The 23,529-nt window shown below is 49.6% G+C and carries 21 protein-coding genes; 4 read left to right on the forward strand and 17 right to left on the reverse strand.

The window, feature by feature from the left end; translation table 11 throughout:
• Position 1: 1 nt before the first annotated feature.
• On the forward strand, positions 2-409 hold the full coding sequence (locus F569_RS16200) for a DUF4112 domain-containing protein (protein ID WP_034387133.1): 408 nt from the start codon (positions 2-4) through the stop codon (positions 407-409).
• Here F569_RS16200 and F569_RS0102990 read toward each other — a convergent pair.
• A complete protein-coding gene (locus F569_RS0102990; RefSeq protein WP_026940981.1) occupies positions 348-1,715 on the reverse strand; it encodes a PleD family two-component system response regulator in 1,368 nt (455 codons plus the stop codon). The two genes, F569_RS16200 and F569_RS0102990, sit on opposite strands and share 62 nt — an antisense overlap.
• Complete coding sequence (locus F569_RS0102995) at positions 1,716-2,087, reverse strand: response regulator (RefSeq protein ID WP_026940982.1); 372 nt, start codon at positions 2,085-2,087, stop codon at positions 1,716-1,718.
• Positions 2,088-2,314: 227 nt separating this feature from the next.
• On the opposite strand from F569_RS0102995, the gene F569_RS16205 reads away from it, so the two are divergent.
• Positions 2,315-3,634: a DNA polymerase IV gene (locus F569_RS16205; RefSeq protein ID WP_154813621.1), complete on the forward strand. Its 1,320-nt coding sequence runs from the start codon at positions 2,315-2,317 to the stop codon at positions 3,632-3,634.
• Here the strand turns inward: F569_RS16205 and F569_RS16210 are convergent.
• Positions 3,612-4,322: a hypothetical protein gene (locus F569_RS16210; RefSeq protein ID WP_051279181.1), complete on the reverse strand. Its 711-nt coding sequence runs from the start codon at positions 4,320-4,322 to the stop codon at positions 3,612-3,614. The two genes, F569_RS16205 and F569_RS16210, sit on opposite strands and share 23 nt — an antisense overlap.
• On the reverse strand, positions 4,323-4,889 hold the full coding sequence (locus F569_RS18690; RefSeq protein WP_051279183.1) for a thioredoxin family protein: 567 nt from the start codon (positions 4,887-4,889) through the stop codon (positions 4,323-4,325).
• Between the two features lie 93 nt (positions 4,890-4,982).
• Here F569_RS18690 and F569_RS16220 point away from each other — a divergent pair, with 93 nt between their 5' ends.
• Positions 4,983-5,597, forward strand: coding sequence for a S1 family peptidase (locus tag F569_RS16220; protein ID WP_162143726.1), 615 nt, complete (start codon positions 4,983-4,985; stop codon positions 5,595-5,597).
• 17 nt (positions 5,598-5,614) lie between these two features.
• Here F569_RS16220 and ligA read toward each other — a convergent pair whose 3' ends face one another.
• From ligA to lpxC, 4 genes are all read right to left on the reverse strand, one after another.
• Complete coding sequence (gene ligA, locus F569_RS0103020) at positions 5,615-7,663, reverse strand: NAD-dependent DNA ligase LigA (RefSeq protein WP_026940983.1); 2,049 nt, start codon at positions 7,661-7,663, stop codon at positions 5,615-5,617.
• Positions 7,660-9,330 carry a DNA repair protein RecN gene (gene recN / locus F569_RS0103025; protein WP_026940984.1) on the reverse strand — a complete coding sequence of 557 codons (1,671 nt, stop codon included), beginning with the start codon at positions 9,328-9,330 and terminating at the stop codon, positions 7,660-7,662. Before recN ends, ligA begins: the two co-directional genes overlap by 4 nt.
• 18 nt (positions 9,331-9,348) lie before the next feature.
• Entirely contained in the window at positions 9,349-10,200 is an 852-nt protein-coding gene (locus tag F569_RS0103030) for an outer membrane protein assembly factor BamD (RefSeq protein ID WP_026940985.1), read from the reverse strand.
• Between the two features lie 72 nt (positions 10,201-10,272).
• Positions 10,273-11,181, reverse strand: coding sequence for a UDP-3-O-acyl-N-acetylglucosamine deacetylase (lpxC, locus tag F569_RS0103035; protein ID WP_034387136.1), 909 nt, complete (start codon positions 11,179-11,181; stop codon positions 10,273-10,275).
• Positions 11,182-11,465: 284 nt separating this feature from the next.
• Between lpxC and F569_RS0103040 the strand changes: the two genes are divergently transcribed.
• Positions 11,466-12,257, forward strand: coding sequence for a hypothetical protein (locus F569_RS0103040; protein ID WP_026940987.1), 792 nt, complete (start codon positions 11,466-11,468; stop codon positions 12,255-12,257).
• A 238-nt stretch (positions 12,258-12,495) separates the two neighbouring features.
• Here F569_RS0103040 and ftsZ read toward each other — a convergent pair whose 3' ends face one another.
• The 9 genes from ftsZ to murD all read right to left on the reverse strand — a co-directional run bounded on the left by ftsZ (position 12,496) and on the right by murD (position 23,526).
• The gene (ftsZ, locus tag F569_RS0103045) at positions 12,496-13,932 is read right to left on the reverse strand and encodes a cell division protein FtsZ (protein ID WP_026940988.1); all 1,437 of its coding nucleotides are present in this window, start codon (positions 13,930-13,932) and stop codon (positions 12,496-12,498) included.
• Positions 13,933-14,035: 103 nt separating this feature from the next.
• Positions 14,036-15,292 (reverse strand): cell division protein FtsA, encoded by a 1,257-nt coding sequence (gene ftsA, locus F569_RS0103050; RefSeq protein ID WP_233353579.1) that lies wholly within the window; start codon positions 15,290-15,292, stop codon positions 14,036-14,038.
• A 20-nt stretch (positions 15,293-15,312) separates the two neighbouring features.
• On the reverse strand, positions 15,313-16,188 hold the full coding sequence (locus F569_RS0103055; protein ID WP_026940990.1) for a cell division protein FtsQ/DivIB: 876 nt from the start codon (positions 16,186-16,188) through the stop codon (positions 15,313-15,315).
• On the reverse strand, positions 16,176-17,105 hold the full coding sequence (locus F569_RS0103060) for a D-alanine--D-alanine ligase (RefSeq protein ID WP_026940991.1): 930 nt from the start codon (positions 17,103-17,105) through the stop codon (positions 16,176-16,178). The genes F569_RS0103055 and F569_RS0103060 overlap by 13 nt, the downstream gene beginning before the upstream one ends.
• Before the next feature lie 154 nt (positions 17,106-17,259).
• Positions 17,260-18,171 carry a UDP-N-acetylmuramate dehydrogenase gene (gene murB, locus F569_RS0103065; protein ID WP_026940992.1) on the reverse strand — a complete coding sequence of 304 codons (912 nt, stop codon included), beginning with the start codon at positions 18,169-18,171 and terminating at the stop codon, positions 17,260-17,262.
• Entirely contained in the window at positions 18,168-19,598 is a 1,431-nt protein-coding gene (gene murC, locus F569_RS0103070; RefSeq protein WP_051279187.1) for a UDP-N-acetylmuramate--L-alanine ligase, read from the reverse strand. The genes murB and murC overlap by 4 nt, the downstream gene beginning before the upstream one ends.
• A gap of 13 nt (positions 19,599-19,611) precedes the next feature.
• A complete protein-coding gene (gene murG, locus F569_RS0103075; protein ID WP_026940994.1) occupies positions 19,612-20,691 on the reverse strand; it encodes an undecaprenyldiphospho-muramoylpentapeptide beta-N-acetylglucosaminyltransferase in 1,080 nt (359 codons plus the stop codon).
• Entirely contained in the window at positions 20,681-21,826 is a 1,146-nt protein-coding gene (locus tag F569_RS0103080; RefSeq protein WP_026940995.1) for an FtsW/RodA/SpoVE family cell cycle protein, read from the reverse strand. Before F569_RS0103080 ends, murG begins: the two co-directional genes overlap by 11 nt.
• Positions 21,827-22,092: 266 nt before the next feature.
• Entirely contained in the window at positions 22,093-23,526 is a 1,434-nt protein-coding gene (gene murD, locus F569_RS0103090) for a UDP-N-acetylmuramoyl-L-alanine--D-glutamate ligase (RefSeq protein WP_026940997.1), read from the reverse strand.
• Positions 23,527-23,529 lie beyond the last annotated feature (3 nt).

Consider the following 23,529-nt stretch of genomic DNA (forward strand, 5'->3'; position numbering starts at 1 on the left):
TATGACATCTCAGAAACAAACTGTAGAAGCCATAGAGTCGCTTGCCCGCTTGATGGATAGCCAGTTTAATATCCCAGGCATTCCTAGTCCTTTAGGGCTTGATACTATAATTGGTTTCATTCCTGGAATCGGAGACACAGTCGGACTATCTGTGTCAGCCTATATCATTCTTCAAGGCGCAAGACTCGGGCTTCCAAAGCTTCAATTGATAAAAATGACTGCCAATGTGGGAATTGATTGGCTGATTGGCCTCATTCCCCTCATCGGCGATATTTTTGATTGGGGTTGGAAGGCAAATAACCGCAATGCAGCTATTATAAGAGACTTCTATAAAAGCAATCTAAGACCTAAGCCGCTTGAGAATGTGACGCCGCCGCGGACACCACTTGGTTCCGGCCCCCTTGCTTAGCCTTATAGAGAGCGTCGTCAGCGCGCCTAAAGACATCACGCAGTTGTTCTCCCCTCTCCACTTCAGCGACCCCAGCTGATGTCGTTATATGCAGCGCTTGTCCGTCAACATAAACAGGTGTTCCAGCTATAAGACTTCGAACCCTATCAGCGGCTACCAAAGCTTCCTCTTCTGAGGTTTTGGGCATAGCAATCATAAATTCTTCGCCGCCATACCGACTCACAACATCGATGGCACGCATATTCGTGACCAAGCGTGCGGCCACTTCTTTGAGAATTTGATCGCCCATATCATGGCCTAAAATATCATTCACGCGTTTGAAATGATCAATGTCAAAAACAATGATAGAGAACACTTCTTGTTTCTCTTTTAAACCCACAAAAAACGGGTCTATGGCACGCTCAAAATAACGGCGATTACCAAGCCCTGTGAGAGGATCCGATACAACCATTTCAAGATTTTCGTTGAAATTCTCACGTAAACTATCCGCGTAAAATTTACGGCGCAGTAAAGTATTTACACGCGCTTGCATCTCTTGAATTTCTATCGGCCGCATCAAAGTATCGTTGATACCAATGTCATAGGCGCGAAGTAGCCGCTGCTCGTCTTCGGGGTCACCAATAATTAAAATCGGGATATCTCGACTGGCTTCATTAAAGCGTAAACTTGCGCAAACACGCAGCCCGTCAAAGCTATCTGAAACAAGGCTAACGATGATAAGGTCAACCCCGGACTTCGCTTTTTTAAGGGCTTCAACGGGATCGCCTTCATTAAGAACATTATGATGCTTTTTTAGCGGTGCAGAAATCTTTTCAGAGCGCAGCTTATGGTCTTCTATGAGTAAGATATTGCCCTTCTTAGCATCGATACTATCTAGCAAAGGCTTCGAATTTGAACTGGTATGACCTGTATGGCTGATGAGTTGATCGGTCACCATTTTCAGGCGTAAGAGAGATCTCACGCGCGCCATCAAATTAAAATCATCAATCGGCTTAGTTATAAAATCATCGGCCCCGGCTTCTAGCCCGGCAATACGGTCTTTGGTTTCTTCGAGGGCTGTCACCATTATGACAGGAATATGCCATGTCTCTGGGTTTTGCTTGAGCTTCTGGCAGGCTTCAAAACCGTTCATGCCAGGCATCATAGCATCCATTAGGATAAGGTCAGGTTTCTGCTCACCTGCAACGTCCAAAGCTTCCTGACCACTTTTCGCAGTTACAACGTCATAATACTCAGCCTGCAGCTTAACCTCCAATAAATGGAGGTTCGGCGCCAAATCATCTACGACGAGGATACGGGCGGACATTTAGGCGGCTTCGACGAACTTACGAACTGTTTCCAGAAAAGACGTTACTGTGATCGGCTTTGCGATATAAGCCTCACATCCGCCGTCTCGAATGCGCTTTTCATCACCCTTCATAGCAAAGGCAGTTACGGCGACCACCGGAATATCAGCCAAAGCTTTGTCGTCTTTAATCCACTTGGTGACTTCCAGACCAGAGACTTCCGGCAGTTGAATATCCATAAGAATAAGGTCAGGATTAAAACTACGCGCGATACCAATTGCCTTTAGGCCCTCGCGTGTCTGGCGCGTCTCATATCCATGCGCTTCCAGAAGGTCGGCGAACAGTTTCATGTTCAGCTCATTGTCTTCAACGATGAGAACTTTTTTCGGCATAATCTGTAACATATTCCCAATTCACCATTTTGCAGGACGTTGCCCGCGATTCTTATATTTTACAGCTTCTTTATGACACCATATCCTTAACTTTAGGTTTGCTCGGCTTTAGGGTTGAGTTAACCATAAAGAGGACTTCACAAGTTTTAAGAAATAGAACATATATAGAACATTGTTAAGGAGTAGTGAAGCTGCCCGAGCTTGAAACAAGAAGAATGCCTTTTAAAGTGGCAAAACTATGTCGTGATTGCGCGGCATTCACACAAGCAGAAAGTTGCGGTTCTTGTGGATCAACGCGCTTGGCTTCACACCCTGAACTCCAAAGTCTGAGCATTGCCCATGTCGATTGCGATGCATTTTTTTGTTCTGTGGAGAAGCGGGATAATCCCGATATCCGTGACAAACCTGTTATTGTAGGCGGCGGACGGCGGGGTGTTGTCTCTGCGGCCTGTTATCATGCCCGTATATATGGCGTACATTCCGCGATGCCCATGTTTAAAGCGCTCAAGCTCTGCCCAGAAGCTGTTGTCGTGCGCGGAAATATGGATAAATACGCGCGGGACGGCGGCATTATACGCGAGATGATGCGCGACCTGACCCCCGCTGTTGAACCTCTTTCAATTGATGAAGCCTTTCTGGACTTATCAGGCACGGAACGTATTCATGGCCGCAAGCCGAGTCAAAGCCTTATAAAACTACAAAATGATATCCTTAAAGAAGTTGGCGTGACTGTCTCTGTTGGCCTCTCCTATAATAAATTTCTAGCTAAGACGGCCTCTGATTTAGATAAGCCCAATGGCTTTGCCGTTTTGGGCCGCGCGGATGCGCTCAACTTTCTGGCCGATAAACCTGTGGGGTTTATTTATGGGGTCGGACCCTCATTTGCCAGAAGCCTGAACAAAGAAGGACTGAACACCATAGCTGATGTCAGGCGGTGGACGGATAAGAAAATGGCGCAGCGTTTTGGCGATATGGGCTTACATCTCGCCCGATTAGCACGCGCAGAAGACAACCGCCCCGTAAAGCGTTCGCGCCTTAGAAAATCTGTTTCAGCAGAAACCACCTTTAATGAGGACATTTCGGATATCGAAGCCTTGAAAGACAAGCTCTGGCAGGTCTGCCAAAAAACGGCGGATCGCAGCAAAGCTAAAAATATTGCCGGCACAGTCGTGACACTTAAGCTCAAGACAAAGCAATTTGAATCAATCACACGGCGCCGCACTCTACCGCAACCCGTACAGCTTGCCGATGTTATCTTTCGCACCTGTGTACCTATGCTGGAAAAAGAAGTCTCAAAGTCCAACGGCTCGCAGAGTTACCGCTTAATTGGGGCGGGCATTTCAGGACTTACAGCTCCGGTTGGTGATGGCGGCGATCTGCTTGACCCTAACGCCATAAAGCGCGGCATAGCTGAACGCGCTACCGATAAAGCGCGCGAAAAATTTGGCAAAGATGCAGTCATGACAGGACGCGGGTTTAAAAATAAAGGACGGCGCAATGATGCAAAGTTTCTGCCGAATAAAATTAACCCAGATTCTGTGGACTGAATTTCGAGGGCCGACCTTTTTCAATCCAACTTATAATAGACGCCATACCAAAAAAGATAATCAATGTCGTGACACCCAAAGCAGGCCCTCGCGGCCCCACAGATGCATCAAAATTTCCTGCTTGGAGGGCTAATCCCGGAATCAAAATGACATAGGCTTGCAAAGCGGCCATCACGATGAAAAATGCCCACAAAGCATAATCATAACGTTTGCTTTTAGCGCTCGTAACGCGCTGCCAAAACAAAAACCCTGAAAAAACCAACCCCATCTCAAGGACGTAAGCGGCTATGGGAAAATTCCAAAAGCCAAAGCCAAGCATCAATGAGCCGCCCGGATAAAGGGGTAAATCGGGGCGATGAACAATCAAGTCCAAAATCCAATGCGAAAACACTAGACCAGCAATCACCCAAAAACCGCGGCTACCTGCTGAGGGTTTAAAAAACCGAAACATCAGCCCTGCAAATCCAGCTAGGATCAATGATGTCAAGAGAGAGTGCGACCAAGGAATATGGAAAACAGGCGTTCCGTCCGCAGCAACACTAGGGCCTTCTATACCGAAAATTGTCAGCACAGCCCAAATAATATCGATAAATTGAACAGCCAAAAAGCCCTGCCATAAGGTAACGAGCGGCGTTTCTTTCCCCCGCTGTGTATCCCAAACGGCGGGTCCATAATGCCCGATAAACATTTATTCAGGCCCCTTAAAATCCGCCGTAAAATCTTCAAAATAATCAAAGACGTCACCTTCCGCGCGGCTCGCTGCATTCCGCCAGGTTGGGGCTGTATCCAAATTCAGCACCATTCCGTCAGAATTAGTCACAAAAACGGTCGGCGTACCGACAATATCTTTGACGCCAAAACTTTGGGCCAGTTCAATATTTCGGTTCTTCTGCCCAACATCTACATAGGTCATTTCAAAGTGCTTCTTAAGCAGTGTTTGGAAACGAGGCCTTTCAAAATGAGCCGCTAAAGCCCGGCTATCATGACACCAATTCGCGCCAAAGACGAGCAGTCCCAATTTGCCGTTTTCCTTGGCGGAAACTAAAGTGTGGTTCACATCAAGTTCAGCATCTGCGGTGGCGTCATAAGGGCGAGGTTCATCATGGACCTTGTGCGCATGGCCGCCATTGTCATGAGATATATCCGCGGTTTTGGACTGCACCTCAGACACGGCAGGAGGTTTATCTCCTCCCTCCAATGCCTGCGTCGTGCAAGCCGCCAAAAGAGCTGATATGGAAAGACCAACATATTTCATATGAAAGCTGTAACATAGCTTTACTCTTGGCGCATAGAGTTTGTATCACGCCTTATGCGTCTTTTTTCTTTCTTCCGCCGTAAAGGCCAGCCCATGCAAATGCCTGCGAAAGCGCAGGTGCCCAACCAAGAGGCCCCGTCTATTTGGAGCCCTGCCCCGTCCAAACCCGTTCAGGGACTTGATATTCGCCGCCATTTTTACAATGAGCGCGGCTTTCAATGCTATGCAAGCTTTTTTGCTCATTGGGGCGGTTGGATCACAGCAGGTCACTGCCTCACAGAAACCAACGACTTATTGCCGCCCTTCGCAAATGGGGAGTTCACCACTTGGCCGGACGGGTTGGACGCCGCAATAATGGGCTGCCACCTTCCCGCCAAACGGCCCGCAGATCCCGTCATCGGTCAGCAGGTTATATGCAAGGGCTTCCCCGCAGGGGCTCGTAGCTTGGAAGAGCGGCGCGGTAAAGTCTATTTTGAGCGCCATCCTGGAACATGGATTGCGCATATTCAAACGCCTGATGAACCTGTTGTAACAGGCATGAGCGGGGGCCCAGTTATTGACGCGGCAAGCGGTGAACCTGTTGGCGTAATCATAACGCGAAACAGCCCTGCGGATTTAAACAATGACCGTGACCCGGATGAAAGCTGTGACTTTATCGCCCTCTCAGCAGTGTGGGATGCCGTAATGAAAGAGACTGCAATCAGCTAAATACGATAGCATCTAGATCAATGAATTAAATCCAACCACTCATCTTCGGTATAAGTTTGAATTCCTAATTCGGTCGCTTTCTTAAGCTTTGAGCCCGCGCCGGGGCCTGCCACAAGAATATCAGTCTTGGCTGAAACACTGCCCGAAACTTTCGCACCTAAGCTCTGTGCTTTGGCTTTCGCTTCATCTCGTGAAAATTTCTCGAGCTTGCCGGTAAAGACGACTGTTTTACCTGAAACGGGACTATCGGAGGATGGAGCCTGCGCATCTATGACGCTAATATGATTTAATAGTTTTTCTATGACTTTTGCATTTTGCTCGACATTAAAAAAGTCAACAAGGGACCCGCCGGCGGCTTCACCCATACCATCAATGGAAATAAGGTCAGCCCACTCTTCCCCCATATGGTCCTTCGCCGCAATCAGAGCTGTTTGCATTTTCCCCCATGAGAGAAAATGCTTAGATATCAAATCAGAATTACCTTGTCCGACATGACGAATGCCCAGCGCATAGAGGGCTCGGGCAAAGTCAATTTCTTTACGTTCTTCAATAGCAGACTTTAAATTTTTCGCAGAGGTTTCACCAAAACCTTCAAGTTTTGAAATCTGCTCAAAATCCAAAGTGAATATATCCGCAGGTTCTTTCACCCATCCTTTTTGATAAAATAGCTCAACCTGTTTTGCGCCGAGCCCATCAATATCAAATGCACGGCGGGAGACAAAATGTTTAAGCCCTTCAATGGCTTGCGCAGGACAACTAAGACCATTTGTGCAGCGGCGCACGACATCTATACGGCCTGTTTTTTTATCCACATCACGAACGGCAGGCGCGCCGCATATCGGGCAATGATGCGGGAGAAGGGTCAGCTTACCGCCGCCATCCTCTACAACGCGCAGCACTTGCGGGATAACATCTCCGGCTCGCTGTATCTCAACCGTGTCTCCGGGTTTTACGCCGAGGCGCTGAATTTCATCTTCATTGTGAAGCGTGGCATTAGACACAACCACGCCGCCCACCGTAATAGGCGTTAGCCTTGCCACAGGAGTCAGCGCCCCCGTCCGCCCGACTTGAACATCAATCGCTTCGAGTTTTGTTATAGCTTTCTCAGCCGGGAATTTATGTGCAATGGCCCAACGTGGCGCGCGCGAGACAAAGCCCAAACGCGCCTGTAATGAAAGGTCATTGACCTTATAAACCACGCCATCAATATCATAGCCAAGCCCTGCCCGCTTCTCTTCAATCTCGTGATAATGGGCTATCATTTGCTCGGCACTGTCATGACGTTTCATCTGGTCATTGACCTCAAATCCCCAAGCCGCAAAGCGCTCAACCGCGCCCATTTGGGTATCCGAAATAGGCGCGCTAATCTCGCCCCACGTATAAGCAAAGAACTTTAAAGGACGTTGCGCGGTGATATTTGGATCGATTTGGCGGAGCGATCCTGCGGCCGCATTACGCGGGTTTTTATAAGCCTCCTTCCCAGCTTCCACTTGCGCGGCATTCATCGTCTCAAAGTCAGCATGATCAATATAAACTTCGCCCCGAACTTCGAGGACATCTGGCCATCCCTCGCCTTTAAGCGTTTTGGGAATAGTTGCTAATGTGGAGAGGTTCTTTGTGACATCCTCACCGACTTTGCCGTCTCCGCGTGTGGCCCCTCTAATGAGCCGCCCCTTCTCATAGCGCAAAGCTGCGGACAGGCCGTCTATTTTTGGTTCTGCCGTGAAAGACATCTTTGCTGTTTCATCCATAGACAGAAACCGCTTCACCCGCGCAACAAAATCTGACACATCCTCATCGGTGAAGGCATTATCCAGCGAGAGCATCGCGACCTTATGTTTGATTTTACCAAATTTGCCTGAGGGTTTCGCGCCAACTGTTTGTGTCGGACTGTCTTTAGAAGCCAGATGCGGAAACTCCGATTCAAGCGCAATAAGCTCTTTTCTAAGGGCATCATAAGCTGCGTCCGTCATAACAGGCGCATCTTCTTGATAGTAAAAAGCGTCCGCCGCTTTAATTTCACGCGTTAGAAACGCGATACGTTTTTTTGCGGCAATCTCACTCATGAAGCCATGAGCTGGCGCGCAGCCGCCCTCGCCTCTTGCGTAATGGTTTCACCTGCCAACATCCGCGCAATTTCTTCTTCTCGGGCATCATCTGCGACGAGCGTAACATTAGTGGTAGTGGTCGAACCCGTTGAAGATTTCTCAATGCGGTATTGATGGTTCGCCGCCGCCGCGACCTGCGGACTATGGGTGACTACAAAAACTTGCGCGGATTTTGACAGGCGAGCAAGGCGTTTACCGACCGCGTCCGCCACAGCACCGCCAACGCCTTGATCCACTTCGTCAAAGACCATTACAGCATCATTTTTACCTGCAAGGGCCACTTTAATTGCCAGCGCGAAACGTGCCATCTCCCCGCCTGAAGCAATCTTGTCCAATGGCCCCAAGGCCGTTCCGGGGTTTGTTGAAACTTGAAAGCGAACTTTATCAACGCCTAAGGCTGTCTCATCGCCGGTTTCAATATGCGTGATAAATTGCGCGCGCTCCATTTTAAGCGGCGGTAATTCCCGCATCACAGCTTTATCTAAGGTTTGGGCAGATTTCTCACGGGCTTTACTCAGTGCGAAGGCGGCTTTGTCATAAGTCTCTTTGGCTTTATTCGCAGCTGATTTGGCTTTGGATAAGTCCATATCAGCATTTTCAATTGCGGAGAGCTCCCCCGCAAATTTACTCCGCGTCTCAATGAGCGCGTCTATATCGCAGTCATATTTACGTGCGGCCGCTCTAAGCGCAAAAAGCCGCTTTTCTGTTTCGTCAAGACGTCCGGGTTCGACATCAAAGCTCTGCGCCGCAACTGCAACCGCGTCACGCGCCTCTTGTGTTTCCAGCATCGCGCGTTCCAAAGCTTGCGCTGCAGACTCCAGTGCCCTAGCCGCATTACTTTGGTTATCCGCAAATTTTGAACGCAATCTATCAATCCCGGCTAAGGCCGACGCTAATCTCGCCTCAAATGCACCGTCTTCGCCCAGCGCATCTTGCGCGGCGGTAAGTTCTGTTAAGGCTCCCTCAGCGCCTTGTAAGAAGCGGCGCTCCTCAGAAAGGCGAACATCCTCACCCGCACTCGGAGCCAAGCGATCCAGTTCTGCGATAGCGTGTTCTAAAAACTCGCGGTCTTCAGCCGCCTTCGCCCGCAACGCCATTAAGGCCTCGACTTGGGCTTGGGTCTCACGGCGCTTCGTATAAGCCGCGCTGCAACGCGCAGCTAACGTTTGGTGCCCTCCAAACAAGTCCAAAAGATGTATATGTGTCCCCGCATCCAGCAGCCCGCGCCCGTCATGTTGCCCGTGGACTTCGAGTAAAAGGCTGCCAACCTGCGAGAGGAGCTTTGCACTCACAGCTTGGTCATTGATAAAGGCCTTACTGCGGCCATCTTTCGTTAAGCTTCGCCGCAGCGTTACATCCTCATTGGGGTCCACATCAATGTCGTGGGCTTCAAGAAGTTTTGCGACCGAATTAGACAGCGAAAAACCTGCAATAGCTTGCGCTTTATCTGTGCCCGCACGCACTAAGCCACGATCGGATCTCGCGCCCGTCGCCATGCCAAGGGCATCAAGAATGATAGATTTACCCGCGCCTGTCTCGCCCGTAAGTGCCGTCAATCCTGTACCAAATTCGAGGTCAAGCGCCTCGATCAAAACAACATTACGAATAGACAGCCCGGTTAGCATGAGGTCATCAAACCATAGTTAGAAGAGACGTTCTTTAAGCCGTGACCAGTAACCCTGCCGGCGCGGCTTATTGATCTCATCATTAAGGTTTACGCCATATTCAGCTAGCAATTCATAGCTATCCTCATACCACTCACTGGACGGATAGTTATAACCCAAGACCGAACCCACAAGTTTAGCCTCGTTGATAATACCTAAAGAGGTATAAGCTTCGACAAGGCGGTGAAGCGCCTCTTCGGTTTGCGACGTTGTTTCATAGTTTTTGACAACGTTTTTAAAACGGCCAATCGCGGCGAGCTGCTGATTATCTTTGAGGTAATATCGTCCGATAGACATTTCCTTACCTGCCAAGTGATCATGTGTCAGCTCAAGCTTTAGGCGGGCATCCCGCGCATAATCACTATCGGGATAGCGGCGAACGACTTGCTGTAAAGCTGATTCCGCGTTCACAGTTGTCGCTTGGTCACGGCCAACATCATAAATTTGGTCATAATAATTCATCGCGATCAGGTAATAGGCATATGGCGTGCTCTCATTGCCTGGGTGCAGGCCGATAAAACGCTGAGCCGTCGCAATCGACTCTTCATAATCTGTTGAGCGATAATTCGCGTAGGCTTGCATCAACATGGCGCGGCGCGCCCATTTAGAAAAAGGATGCTGACGTTCGACTTCTTGGAAAAAAAGCTTGGCGCGGTCCCAATCCCCGCGCTCCATCCGGTCGAAGCCCTGATTATAGATTTGCTCGGCAGGACGCTCGACATAAGCGAGTTTCTCATTTTTATTCCCGCCAATACCAAGCGTGGAACATGCCGATAGTGTTAGGGCCAGAGCCGCAACAGAGACAGGTTTTAAAACAGAGCGATAGCGCATAGCGATTCCCAAATGGGTTAAAGTTCAAAGCTTACTAACGGAGATTATCGCGCGGCGAAAGTGAGAAAACGGTTAGGCAGACACTGATTCCAGTTCGCGGGCTTGTGAACGCGTCGCAACTGAGGTGAACTCCCATGCATCTGCATGGCCATAGAGCGCCATAAGCAGATCATGATTCAAGCCATGCCCGCCTTTAACGGTCGTCACGCGGCCCAATATCGGCCCGCCAAGATACAGATCGCCAAGCAAATCAAGTGCCTTATGACGCACAAATTCGTCTGCAAAGCGAAGCCCCTCGGGATTCAAGACCTGATCACCATCAACGATCACCGCATTATCAAGAGAGCCACCTTTGGACAGACCTGCGGCTTGCAACGCGGCCACTTCGTGCATACGCGCAAATGTTCGTGCCGATGCCAAGCGCTCACGGAAAGCGCGGACATTTGGAACAATCTCAACACGCTGTTTCCCAATCGCTTTGTCTTCAAAATCAATTGTCACGTCGAGCTCCAAGCGTTCGCGAGGTTCAATACGGGCAAAACTATCGCCATTGCGCACCTCAAGAGGCTTAAGCACTCTTACGTAGCGGCGTGGCGCAGCTTGGCGCACAATACCAACTTGCTCAATAAGCTTGAGAAAAGGCTCAGAACTTCCATCCAGAGCAGGTAATTCCTCTCCATCAATATCGATGTAAAGGTTATCAATCCCAGAGGCTGCCAGCGCGGCCAATAAATGCTCAATCGTAGAAACTTTGACACCTCCTGCATTGGATAAGGTCGTGCAGTTTTTGACACCTGTCACAGCATCCGGACGCACAGCAATAGCATTATCGCGATCTGTTATGTCTGTTCGTACGAAGACCAGACCCGTTCCCGTGGGCGCAGGACGCATAACTAGGCGTGTATGCTCACCGCCATGCAGCTCTATCCCTGCAGTAACAGCAGGTCCGTTCAGCGTAGATTGTCGTCTTACATTGGGCATAGTCAGGGATTTCCTTAACTATAACTTAGCAAGCCCGAAAAAATGAGCAATAAACGCTCCGTTACACGGTGTTTCAGAGTGTGACGAAGATGTAAGAGTTTGGGTTGGGAAGAAAAATAAAGAATTGTAGAGCAGAGTGGAAAGATCCTCATTGCGGACGTCTCGCAAGAGGCTTAAGTCGCCCAAAACCGTCGTTCAACCAGATTAAAATCAATTGAAGCCGCAGAATTAAGCGGACACTCACGCTTTATTTGGTTTATGACGACTCTGTGTTATGAATTACTATGTTTCGTTTATTTATAGTTGCACCTATTCTTGTTTTGTATGGATGCCAAGCTAATGATAAGAGTGGAGATATATCTCAGCATTCATTCTCTGAGACCATAAAATTTCCGACCGATTCAGTATTACCTGAAAATCGAATGATGGATCCATCATGCAAATGGAAACAAAGTATTGTCCCTATCTTCAATGGTGATGAATTCATTAGTTTCCTTCATCAGGAATGTGAATTTAAGCGGATCAAAGTAAATGTTGATCAAGGCAGTGTTAAATTCACTTTGTTGCAAGAAGGAGGTATAGGTGAACCGTTTGAGTATGGATATCCACCCCTTATCATTGAGACTGGTGAAACTAACTCTCCTGAAGAATATTTGGATAAGTTTTACACAACGGCGGAAGAACGTCTTCACTGTAAAAAAAGAGAAGTTAGTCCAGATATCTGGGAAATTAGAAATATAGGTTACGCCACCATCCCAGAACCTCCACCAGAAGATGAAGACGTTTCCAAGTTAACTCAAGAAGAGAGAAGTCTGGAAATTCAGAAGCGAAGAAAAAAACGTGCAGAGCTAACTCACGAGGAAAGGAAGCTTGAAGATCAGAAAAGAATAAGGAAAATTGCCGAGCACCGGAATAAGCACTACAAAAAATATGAAGAGCAAAGTCGAATAAACCGAATATGCGATAATATTCCATACACTAATTATTTTTTCTTTGAAGGTGAGTACATCCTAACAATGCCTAAAAGGCATATGCCGTTTCTGGATGTCGCCTCACTAAAGTATCATAAAAAGTAGTTTCAACGCTAATTTTTCTATAGAGTGCTTAGAATAAAAAAAAAGAGTGTGAAGTTGGTTTACTCTTACGTCTCCTTTGCCCTCGCACCACCCAAAGCCACTGCCGTGGCCTTATTCGACTAAAATCGATTCACTGGATCGATTTTTGGGCTTTCCCCCAACGTCTTCTAAGCCCCTGACAATCAAAAAAAGCGCCCCTCTCTCAAGGGACGCCTTTGTCTTTTAATGTCTTTTAAGCTTAGCGGTTTTGGCGACGCAAGAAGCTTGGAATTTCAAGCTCATCATCCATATTATCACCGAAAAGGTCACCACTTTGTTGCGGTGCTTGGCGCTTTACGACAGGCGCAGGCGCCGGTTTTTGTTTCTTGAGTCCAAAAAATCCAAATGGCTTTTTCACAACATTTTGAGGTTGAGCTTCTCTTGCGGGTGGACGCTGAGGCGCGGCTTGCGGCGCATATTGCTGCGCAGGAGCAGCCTCAGGTGCTTGGATTTGCGGTGGGTATGGCTTTGGCGCAACATAAGCCGGCGCGGGCTGTTGAGCCGCCGGCTGGGGTTGAGGCGCGGGCGCGGGCGTCACAGTTTGCGGCGCATAAGTCATCTCGGATTCAAATTCATCATCAATCGCAAACTCGTCTTCTTCCTCATAAGCGGCTTCGGGCGCAGCTTGCTCGACATAACGGGATGGAACAGGCTTTGCTTCCATGACATATTCCGTGTCAACGCCAGTTGCGACGACAGAAACACGGACAATACCGTCAAGATCATCATCCAGAGCCGAGCCAACAATAATATTGGCGTCTTCATCGACTTGGCCGCGGATAAGGCTTGCAGCTTCGTCTACCTCATATAGCGTCAAATCTCGTCCGCCCGTGATATTGATAAGAACGCCTTTAGCGCCTTTAAGCGAGACGTCATCAAGAAGCGGATTATTGATCGCCGCTTCAGCCGCTTCAATCGCACGGCGCTCACCTGTGGCTTCGCCTGTACCCATCATAGCTTTGCCCATTTCGTCCATAACAGTGCGGACGTCATTAAAGTCAAGATTGATAAGACCCGGCACAACCATAAGGTCCGTCACGCCGCGAACGCCGCTGTGAAGAACTTCATCCGCCATAGAGAAAGCATCCGACATTGTCGTCTGCTCTGTCGCAACGCGGAAGAGGTTTTGATTTGGAATGGTGATCATCGTATCGACAGCTGTATAAAGGTTTTCAATGCCTTGCTCAGCCAACTTCATGCGGCGCGAGCCTTCGAACTGGAACGGCTTGGTCACGATACCCACAGTTAGAATACCGCGCTCACGTGCTGCTCGGGCAATCACAGGCGCAGCACCTGTACCCGTTCCGCCGCCCATACCAGCCGCAACAAATAACATATGCGCGCCGTCAAGATGCTCTAATATCTCATCAAGGCTTTCTTCGGCAGATTGTTCACCAATCTCAGGACGCATACCGGCACCGAGGCCTTGCGTGATACCGCCGCCGAGCTGAACTTTACGGTCTGCGCGGGACAAGGCAAGCGCTTGAGCGTCAGTATTGGCGACGATAAATTCAACACCATCAAGGCCTGCGCCGATCATATTATTCACGGCATTACCCCCTGCGCCGCCGACACCTATGACGACAATACGAGGCTTTAACTCTACGGCTTTTGGTAAGGATAATGAGATAGGCATAACAGTCCCGCAAATTATGGTAATTGATTAGTTAACACAACTTCCGCTAAAACGGTTAAACAGTGATTAATTAATCTTAAAATTTGCGGACCAATGCAGGTTTTTAGAAGTTTTCTTTTAACCACTGCAAAGAACGGCCAAGTGTATTGCCGGAATAACGTCTTTGACGGTAACGTTGTCCCGAAAGGTCTGGCGGCCCCGAAATGGCTTCGTCTGACTCCATAAAGGCATGCTTCAAGAGCCCCGTCGCCACAGCAAAATCTGGCCCTGACATTGTTTCGCGCATCCCCAAAATACCGTGAGGGCGACCAATCCGTACACGTTTATTAAAGACATATTCAGCCAATTCGCGCACGCCATTGAGCTGACACCCCCCGCCCGTCAAGACAATGCGGCGTCCGGAATAAGTCTCAAGCCCGGATTCTGCTATGCGGTCCCGCAAGAGCTCAAAAGTCTCTTCAATGCGCGAGCGAATGATAGACGTTAGTAAATCCCGTGGATGATGGTGCAATTCTTCCTGTGCGCCCATTGGCGGACATGGCACCATAACGTCGCTATCATCTGATCCGTGGAGCGCAGAGCCATATATTGTCTTAATTCGCTCCGCGGCTTCTGCTGGCGTTGTTAATCCCCGCGCAATATCATTCGTTACGTTCTTACCGCCGACAGAAAGTGCATCAACATGCACCATTGTATTATCCCGAAAGACAGCTGCTGTAGTAATTCCGCCGCCCATATCAATAACCGTTACGCCCAAATCGCGCTCGTCATCAGTTAAAACGCCAATCCCCGCAGCATAGGGCGAGACTGTCACAGAGCTAATATCCAAATGGCACCGCTCTATACAATGTGCTAAATTTCTAAGCGGCCCGACACCTGCCAAAATAAAATGCATATCCACGCCAAGGCGCTGGCCAAACATTCCGCGCGGGTCACGTATGCCGGCCTCATCATCAACAGACCAGTTCAGAGGGATCGCATGCAAAATAGCATCTTCAGGCTGCGCAAGCTCAGCTAAGGAGGAGTTTAGTACACGTTTCAAATCGCGGTCGGCAACCTCTCCGCTCGCAAAAGCCGTTTGCACATTCATATGTTGAGAGCGCAGGGAGCGAAGCGCAACATTGACGCAAACGCTTTGGACAGTAACGCCAGCAGCACGTTCAGCTTTTTCAACAGCAATGCGAATACCGGTTTCAGCCGCTTCCATGTCAATCACAGCGCCATTCCTAAGCCCAGCACTGACACCAAACCCTGCCCCGATCAATCGGACCCCAAAATTTGGTTCTCTCTGGCCGATAAGGCACACGACTTTGCTTGACCCAATGTCAAGAACGGCGATTGTCTCTGCCTTTTTATTCACTCCAGTCTTAAACATAAGAGTTAGGCGCGTTCCGGAGGCGACGGCGAGAGCGTAAGGCGGTCATGCAGCCGCATATCAATGGTCTTGATTGTGCGATCTAAAATTCGTGTTTGAACTTGAAGTCTCTGCAAATTCTGAAGAGCGCCCTTCATATTTTTTTCCGGCAACATCACGCGTAAAGCGCCCTCATCTAAAACCAAGTCCCATCTGCGATCACTGACATTTACATAGCTCTCAACACGAGGGGCAATATTTGGAAACTCCGCCATCATAGATTGAACAGACGCCGCATGTTCTCCGGCTTGCTCGCCCACGAATAATTTTAAATGGGTGAAAGCCTCAACTTTAGCGTCAATGATGGAGCGGCCTTCAATATCGACCACTTTAACGTCTCTTTCATGCTGCCAAAGCGCATAAGGTTGACGTTCTATAATTTGCACAACAATGCGATCAGGCCACAAGCGGCGCACGACAGCACGGTCCACCCATGATAGACTTTCGACACGTTGCTGAGCCTCTTTAATGTTGACGCCAAAGAGATAATCGCCGCTATAGACTCCTAAGGCGCGGCGCACATCCTCTTCACGCAAGCGGCCCTCACCCATCACATCAACGCGCTCTATGACAAAGCCCATAGACATGAGACGATTACGTTTGAAGGTTTCACCTGCCTGCGCCACGTTCGGAAGGAAGCCGCCAAGCCATAACCCTAAAAATATCACCAGTAAGAGGGTTCCAAGTATTGATAATGCAAATCGCGTAAACCCCTTGCGCGTGTGACTCGCAGCACGCATTTTGGCTGACGCCCAATTTCTGGCGCCGCGCAATCCGGGTTTTAAGGGGCTTACACGATGTGAGCCTTTAGGTATAGATTTGCCTTTTCTTACCGCGGCCATGATGCATCCTCAACAATCCAGCGACAAAGCTGGCCAAAAGTCATTCCGTCATACGCGGCCTGTTCAGGGGCAAGCGATGTCGGAGTCATTCCGGGTTGAGTATTGAGTTCAAGCATTACGATTTTGTTTACAACGTCTGTTAAATCCTCATTAATATCATTAAAAATGAAGTCAGAGCGCGTTAGGCCCTTACAGCCTAAGGCCTCATGGGCAAGTAAAGCCCAGGTTTTGCACGTTTCAGTCACCTCATCAGGGATTTGCGCAGGCACAACATGGCGCGACCCGCCCTCAACATATTTCGCTTCATAATCATACCATCCAGAGGTCGGGATAATCTCTGTCACGGCCAGCGCTTTGCCATCTATCACGGTCACCGTGAGTTCGCGCCCTGCAATATACTCCTCAGCGATAATCATATCGCCCATATCGGCATTTGCGGCAATTTCATCGCTATGATTATGCGCGTCGTCTTTGATGATATAGACGCCCTGACTTGAGCCTTGCCCATTAGGTTTTAACACATAAGGCGGTTCCATCGGATGGTCTTGGCTAGCTGAATGGCGCGAGACTAAAGTGCCCTTAGGCACATTAATCCCAACATCGCGCAAAACGGCTTTGGAGCGGTGCTTATCCATGGCTAGAGCAGAGGCCATCACGCCGCTATGCGTATAAGGCGCGCCGAAGAGATCGAGAACGCCCTGAACACGGCCATCCTCACCCCAGTCGCCGTGGAGGGCGTTAAAGACCACGTCAGGGTCTGCGGCATGAAGTTGCTCCCAAAGGTTCGGAGCGACATCTATTTCAGTAACATTATAACCCTCGGCGCGGAGTGCCTTAGCGCACTCCGCGCCTGAGACGAGTGACACTTCACGTTCAGAGGACATTCCTCCTTTTAAGACGGCTATGTGTTTAGTCATACTTCTTATCCTTCTCCTCGGGGAAAAGGTGCCCGAAGGGCGGATGAGGGGATATAACTTGAGTTATGTAACGCATTCGCTTCGCTCATCAACGCCCCCTCACCCCCGCTTCGCGGACCCTCTCCCCAAGGAGAGGGAGTCGTAACAACGACCTTCACAGCCGCACCCCAATCCGCTTAACTTCCCATTCCAATTCCACCCCTTGCGTTTCTTTGACTTTCGCAATCATCGACTCGCCCAGTTCTTCCAAATCAGCCGCCGTCGCCTCGCCTGTATTTATCATGAAGTTACAATGCTTTTCGCTCATCTGCGCGCCGCCGACTTTGAAGCCGCGCCCACCTGCTGCGTCGATAACTTGCCAAGCTCCGCGGCCACCCGATTGGAGTTGATCCGGATTTTTAAACGTAGAGCCGCCTGTCTTTTCGCGAATGGGTTGGCTTTCTTCGCGGCGGGCCGTAATCTCGGCCATACGAGCGGTTATTGCAGCAGGGTCATCCGCCTCGCCTTTAAAGACGGCCTCAACAAATATGAGGTCATTCGGAGCCTCACTATCACGGTAAGAATATCCAAATTCAGAGAGCGGCATGACTTGCCTACGCCCCGTGCGATCAAGGGCAACAGCCTCAACCAAAACATCTTTTGTCTCTGTGCCATAGCAGCCAGCATTCATGCGAAGCGCCCCGCCAACAGTGCCGGGAATACCAGCGTAAAACTCCAGTCCCGCTATACCCGCCTTTGCCGCTTCTTTCGCGACTTTGTTGTCCAACGCCGCAGCGCCTGTGCGAAGTGTTAAGCTATCCGTCGTAATCTTCCCAAAACCCGGCCCGAGGCGCACGACGACACCCTTAATGCCGCCATCCCGGATGATGGTGTTAGATGCCACACCTAAAATCGTGACGGGAATGTCATCTGGCGTAGAGGAGAGAAAGTGCGCGAGGTCAGCTTCATCCTTCGGCATGAAAAGCACTTGGGCAGGTCCGCCAACGCGCAGCCATGTATAAGGCGCGAGGGGGACATTCTCAGTGAGCTTTCCGCGCACGGTTGGAAGCCTGTGAATCAGACTCATACAGCATCCAAATTCTCAGCCAAATCTGCTGCCCAGTAAGTAATATCTCCAGCGCCAAGGCAAACAATCAAATCCCCTTTTTCGAGATTTGGCTTGAGTGTCTTGGGTAAAGTTTCTTTGGAAATAGATTGCACATTTCGATGGCCATGAGATGTAAGGCTTTCAACCAGACTTGCGCCGCTGACACCCTCGATAGGAGTCTCCCCTGCCGCATAGACATCAGCCACATAAACATGGTCCGCATCGTTAAAACAGGTCGAGAAATCCTCAAACAAATCCTGCAAGCGTGAATAACGGTGCGGCTGCACGACAGCGTGAACCTTGCCTTTGCTGACCTGCCTTGCAGCTTGGAGTACGGCAGAGATTTCAACCGGATGATGACCGTAATCATCAATAATTGTGATGCCGTTCCAATCTCCGACATGGGTAAAGCGGCGTTTAACACCTCCAAAGCTATCGAGTCCTGCGCGGACTTGCGCCTCGCTCAGGCCAAGCTCACGCGAGACCGCGATAGCCGAAAGTACATTTTGCGTATTATGCTTGCCGGCCATAGGCAGGAACAGACCGTCCCAGCGGTCTTCGACTCCGTCTACACCGCGAAAGACGACATCAAAGCGCGAGCCCGTGGTTTCGAGCTTTAGGTTTTCTGCCCTAACGTCAGCTTGCGGATTGAACCCGTAAGTAATCACGCGGCGGTCAGAAACGCGGCTAACGAGGGCTTGAACTTCAGGGTGGTCGATACAGAGAACCGCAAAACCATAAAAGGGAAGATTATCGACAAAGGTATCAAAGGCGGAACGCAGCACATTAAAGTCGCCATAATGCTCCATATGCTCAGGGTCGATATTAGTCACGACGGCGACTGTCGGGAAGAGTTTGAGGAATGAGCCGTCTGACTCATCCGCCTCCACTACCATCCATTTGCCCATGCCAAGCTTCGCATTTGAGCCGTAAGCATTGATAATGCCGCCATTGATTACGGTGGGGTCTAGATTGCCGCCTTCGAGCAGCGCCGCAATCATGGTTGTCGTTGTGGTCTTGCCATGTGTCCCGCCGACAGCCACCGCCCATTTCAGGCGCATCAGCTCGGCCAACATCTCGGCGCGGCGGACAACGGGAATAGAACGGGCGCGGGCTTCGACGAGTTCAGGGTTATCAGCCTTGATGGCAGAAGACATGACAATCGCCCCTGCTCCATGAACCTGTTCAGCCTTTTGGCCCAGATAAATTGTTGCGCCCAATTTTTCGAGCCGCTTGGTAATCGCGGACTCGCGCCCATCTGAGCCTTGCACCGTATATCCTAAATTCAGCATGACTTCGGCAATGCCGGACATACCAATCCCGCCTATTCCGACAAAATGTATAGGCCCAGTATCAAACGGGACTTTCGTGGCGAGCGCACGTTGTTTCAAATCAGGTTGGGGCATTGCTGCGCCTTTATTATTTAGCAGCTGATATGACCAGATCGGCCAATTTTGCTGCGGCGTCGGGGCGGCCCGCAAGCTTGGCCTGCTTGGACGCTCTTTTAAGCCAGTTCGAATCATTTAGTCTCGCCTCCAGAGTAGTTTTCACTTGTTCTGGGGTAAACTCTGATTCAGGCAAAATATCGGCGGCATCGAGGCGGGATAACGCCCTTGCATTGACCGTTTGATGGTCATCCATCGCAATTTTCAATGGAACGAGCAAAGCTGGCAATCCCATCACCGCCATTTCAGACACAGACGATGCGCCCGCGCGCCCGACAATGTAATGTGCTCTGGAGAGGTGTGTTTCTATATCAGAAAAGAACGTCTCGCATATGGCTTCTACACCCGCTTCTTTATAAACTTCTTTGGCGGCCTCTTGATATTCAGGACGGGTCTGCTGCACGACCTTCAGGCGTTTGCGCATCTCGCGCGGCAATAGAGCAATTGCAGCCGGCATAGTTTCACTTATAATTTTAGCGCCCAAACTCCCGCCAACAATAAGAAGGTTGATATCGCTTTTGGGAGGCGTGTAGCTTTTGGGGACGGCCTTAAGCACCTGCTCACGCAATGGGTTACCTGTGCAAATATGGCTTGCCCCTTCTGGTAGCCGCTGCAATTCCTCAAACCCTGACGCTACATGCAAGGCCTTTGTGGCAAAGACGCGGTTGACGCGCCCCAGAACTGCATTTTGCTCATGGATTATGGTCGGCACGCCCATGCTCTGTGCAGCTCTCATAGCGGGGAAGGCAGGGTAGCCGCCAAACCCAACAACAACATCCGGTTTCCAATCTTTGATAAAGCTCCTCGCCTGCATCACACCCTTGGCGAGTTTGAATGTGCCGAGAATGGCGGCAATCGGTTTACGCGGCGTTATGCTCGCGGCCTTCACTTCGATTATTGGATCAGCGGGAATACGCCCCGCATGTTTCTTACCCCGCGCATCGGTCATCATGGCGATGTCCCAACCTTGTGCTTTCAGGGTTTCCGTCAAGGCTTGCGCGGGAAACATATGACCGCCTGTGCCCCCTGCGGCGAGGAGTAGCCTATTGCCCATAGCCGTAAGCTCCGGGACGCTTGCGGGTGAAGGATAATATAAGTCCGGCCGTAAAACACAGCGCTAACATGGAAGATCCGCCATAAGAAATGAACGGCAATGTCATGCCTTTGGACGGAGCCATATTCAAATTAACGAAGAGATTGATAACAACCTGCATCCCAATCATGGTCGCAAGTCCCGCGACTGCTAATTGGCTAAAATAATCATTGAGCTTTAGCGCATTGCGAAAACACCGAATGACAAAACCGGCTAACAGAAAAATCAAAAGCAGTGAAATCATAAACCCGAACTCTTCGACAGTAACGGCAAAAATGAAATCTGTATGCCCATCGGGGAGGCTATATTTCACGGCGCCTTCACCCGGACCGCGCCCAAAAAACCCGCCATTGGATATGGCCTCCAAGGCCTTATCTGTTTGATAGGTATCCGAACTATCGGGGCTCATAAATTTCTCCACTCGTGCGCGGACATGCGGAAGCGACATATAAGCCGCAATTGCGCCAAAGATAGAAATACTCATCATAAATAAGACCCAGCCAAGCGATAAACCTGCGAAGAAAAATACTGCGGCAAAGCACAGCGTTAAGAGAAAACTCTGTCCGAAATCGGGCTGACTTATCAGCAATGCGATCAGACCCAGATAAGCAGCAAATACAATGGCGACAGCCGGAACGCTGGCATCACGTTTGCGCACTGAGAACATCCAAGCCGCAAAAACAATAAAGGCGGGTTTTGCGAATTCCGAGGGTTGCAAGCCAAAGGGCCCAATGCGAAACCATCTGACAGAGCCTTTCACTTCATACCCAATATACGGCAACAAAACCATAAGCCCCGCAGAGCCTATAAGCGCCAAAACCCCAATACGCCGTGCATTACTCGGCGTCATTAGAGATAGAATGAAAGCGCCAATAAGACCTACAAATACAAATAAGCCTTGGCGGAAAAGAAAGTAAAAAGGGTTTTCAATCCCCAAGCGCGCACTGGCCGCCGGGGACGCCGCCATGCCTAAGATTAAACCTGCTCCAATCAGACACACCAAAAACCCAAGCGTAATATGATCAACGCTTCGCCACCATTCCCCTATAAGCGAACGGTTTGTTCTTGAGGTTGAAAGTGTCGCCGTAAATGCCATCTAGGCTCTGGCCTCCGCTATGGATTTTTCAAGACGGAAACGATTTTGCGCGAGGGATAGGAGCAAAGCGCAAGTAACTGCTAGCAATTTCGAGCATTTGCGACGACGCCCTCGCGTAAAAGCGTTACGCTGCAAAGCGGTATGGTCAAAATCGTCTATTGTAGCGTCAAAGACCCTCGCCGTGTTGACACACGCCTTCGAGTCTTTTCCTAAAATTATACGATTTTGTCTCATACCTTGATAAATTCCATAGCGGAGGCCAGAGCCTATGCCGCGCTCATTCTGTTTTTCTCTTGTTCAAATAAATCAATGATTCGACTCGCGTGTTCACGGAATGCCTCACCTCTGGTTTCAAAATTCTTAAATTGATCAAAACTTGCGCAAGCCGGAGATAATAAAATTATAGGATTTTCTATGCCGGATTGCATTGCATCACGTGTGGCGCAGAGGACGGCTTTTTCAAGCGTGCCTGAGATTTTATGTTCGACGTTTTTCTTAGTCAGCGTTTTATGAAATTCCGGCGACGACTCACCAATGAGGTAAGCTTTAGAAATATTCGGGAAATGTTTTTCCAGCGGGGTAATGCCTCCAGCTTTTGCGACGCCTCCGGCAATCCAGTAAATATTCTCATAGGACTTCAAAGCTTGCATCGCCGCATCCGCATTTGTGGCCTTACTGTCATTGACAAAACGCACAGGTCCCGCCGACCCAATTGTTTCCATGCGGTGCGCAAGTCCTGGAAAAGATAATATCGCCTCGCCTATGGCTTTGGGATCCAAACCAAGAGACTGAGTAGCAGCATATGCGGCAGCGGCATTTTGATGGTTATGCTGACCTTCCAGGGCTTTGGCGTGAGTTAGGTCACACACCTCCACACATTTACTGCTCACATTGCAATAGAGCCTACCTTTCATAACCGAAATACCACGGCCTAAGGACTTCTTTGTAGACACGGGAATAATGCGGCGGCCATTTTTAGCTGTAAGCTCCGAGAAGAGGCGTTTGGTTTCTTTATTATCCACACCAATAATGGCAGAATCATCATGGGTTTGATTATCAAAAATACGAAGCTTTGCTGCTTCATAAGCCTTCATCGTTCCGTGCCGCTCAAGATGGTCAGGTGAGAGATTTAGGAAGACGGCTGCGTTAGCGCGTAAGGATTGCGTACGCTCTAGCTGATAAGAAGATAACTCTAGAACGTAATATTTCCCCGCATGCATCTTATCTAGATCAAGTACACCGCGTCCGATATTTCCGCCGATCTCAGCATCTTTACCGCAAGCTTTTAGGATATGACCAATCAAAGCTGTTGTTGTAGATTTTCCATTTGTGCCTGTAATCGTAATAATTTTGGGACGCTGATGTTCGGGTCGAGCCGCAACTTCTCTGGCAAAAATTTCAATGTCACAGATAATCGGAACGCCGTGCGTCTTGGCTTTTGCAGCCGTCCAATGCGCCTTTGGCAACTCATGCGGAACACCGGGTGAGAGCACAAGCTCATTAAAGTCTGACCAATCGGCTTTGGACAGGTCTTTTACATTCACGCCTTGGGCTTTTGCAGCCTTGCGAGCCGCTTCATTATCATCCCATGCCCAGACATCCGCCCCGCCTCTGGCAAGGGATAGGGCAGCAGTGTTTCCTGTTCGCCCTAATCCGAAGACAGCGGTTTTTTGACCTTGAAATGTGGCGGCTTTGATCATGTG

It is taken from the genome of Hellea balneolensis DSM 19091 (assembly GCF_000428525.1).
GTDB lineage: Bacteria > Pseudomonadota > Alphaproteobacteria > Caulobacterales > Maricaulaceae > Hellea > Hellea balneolensis.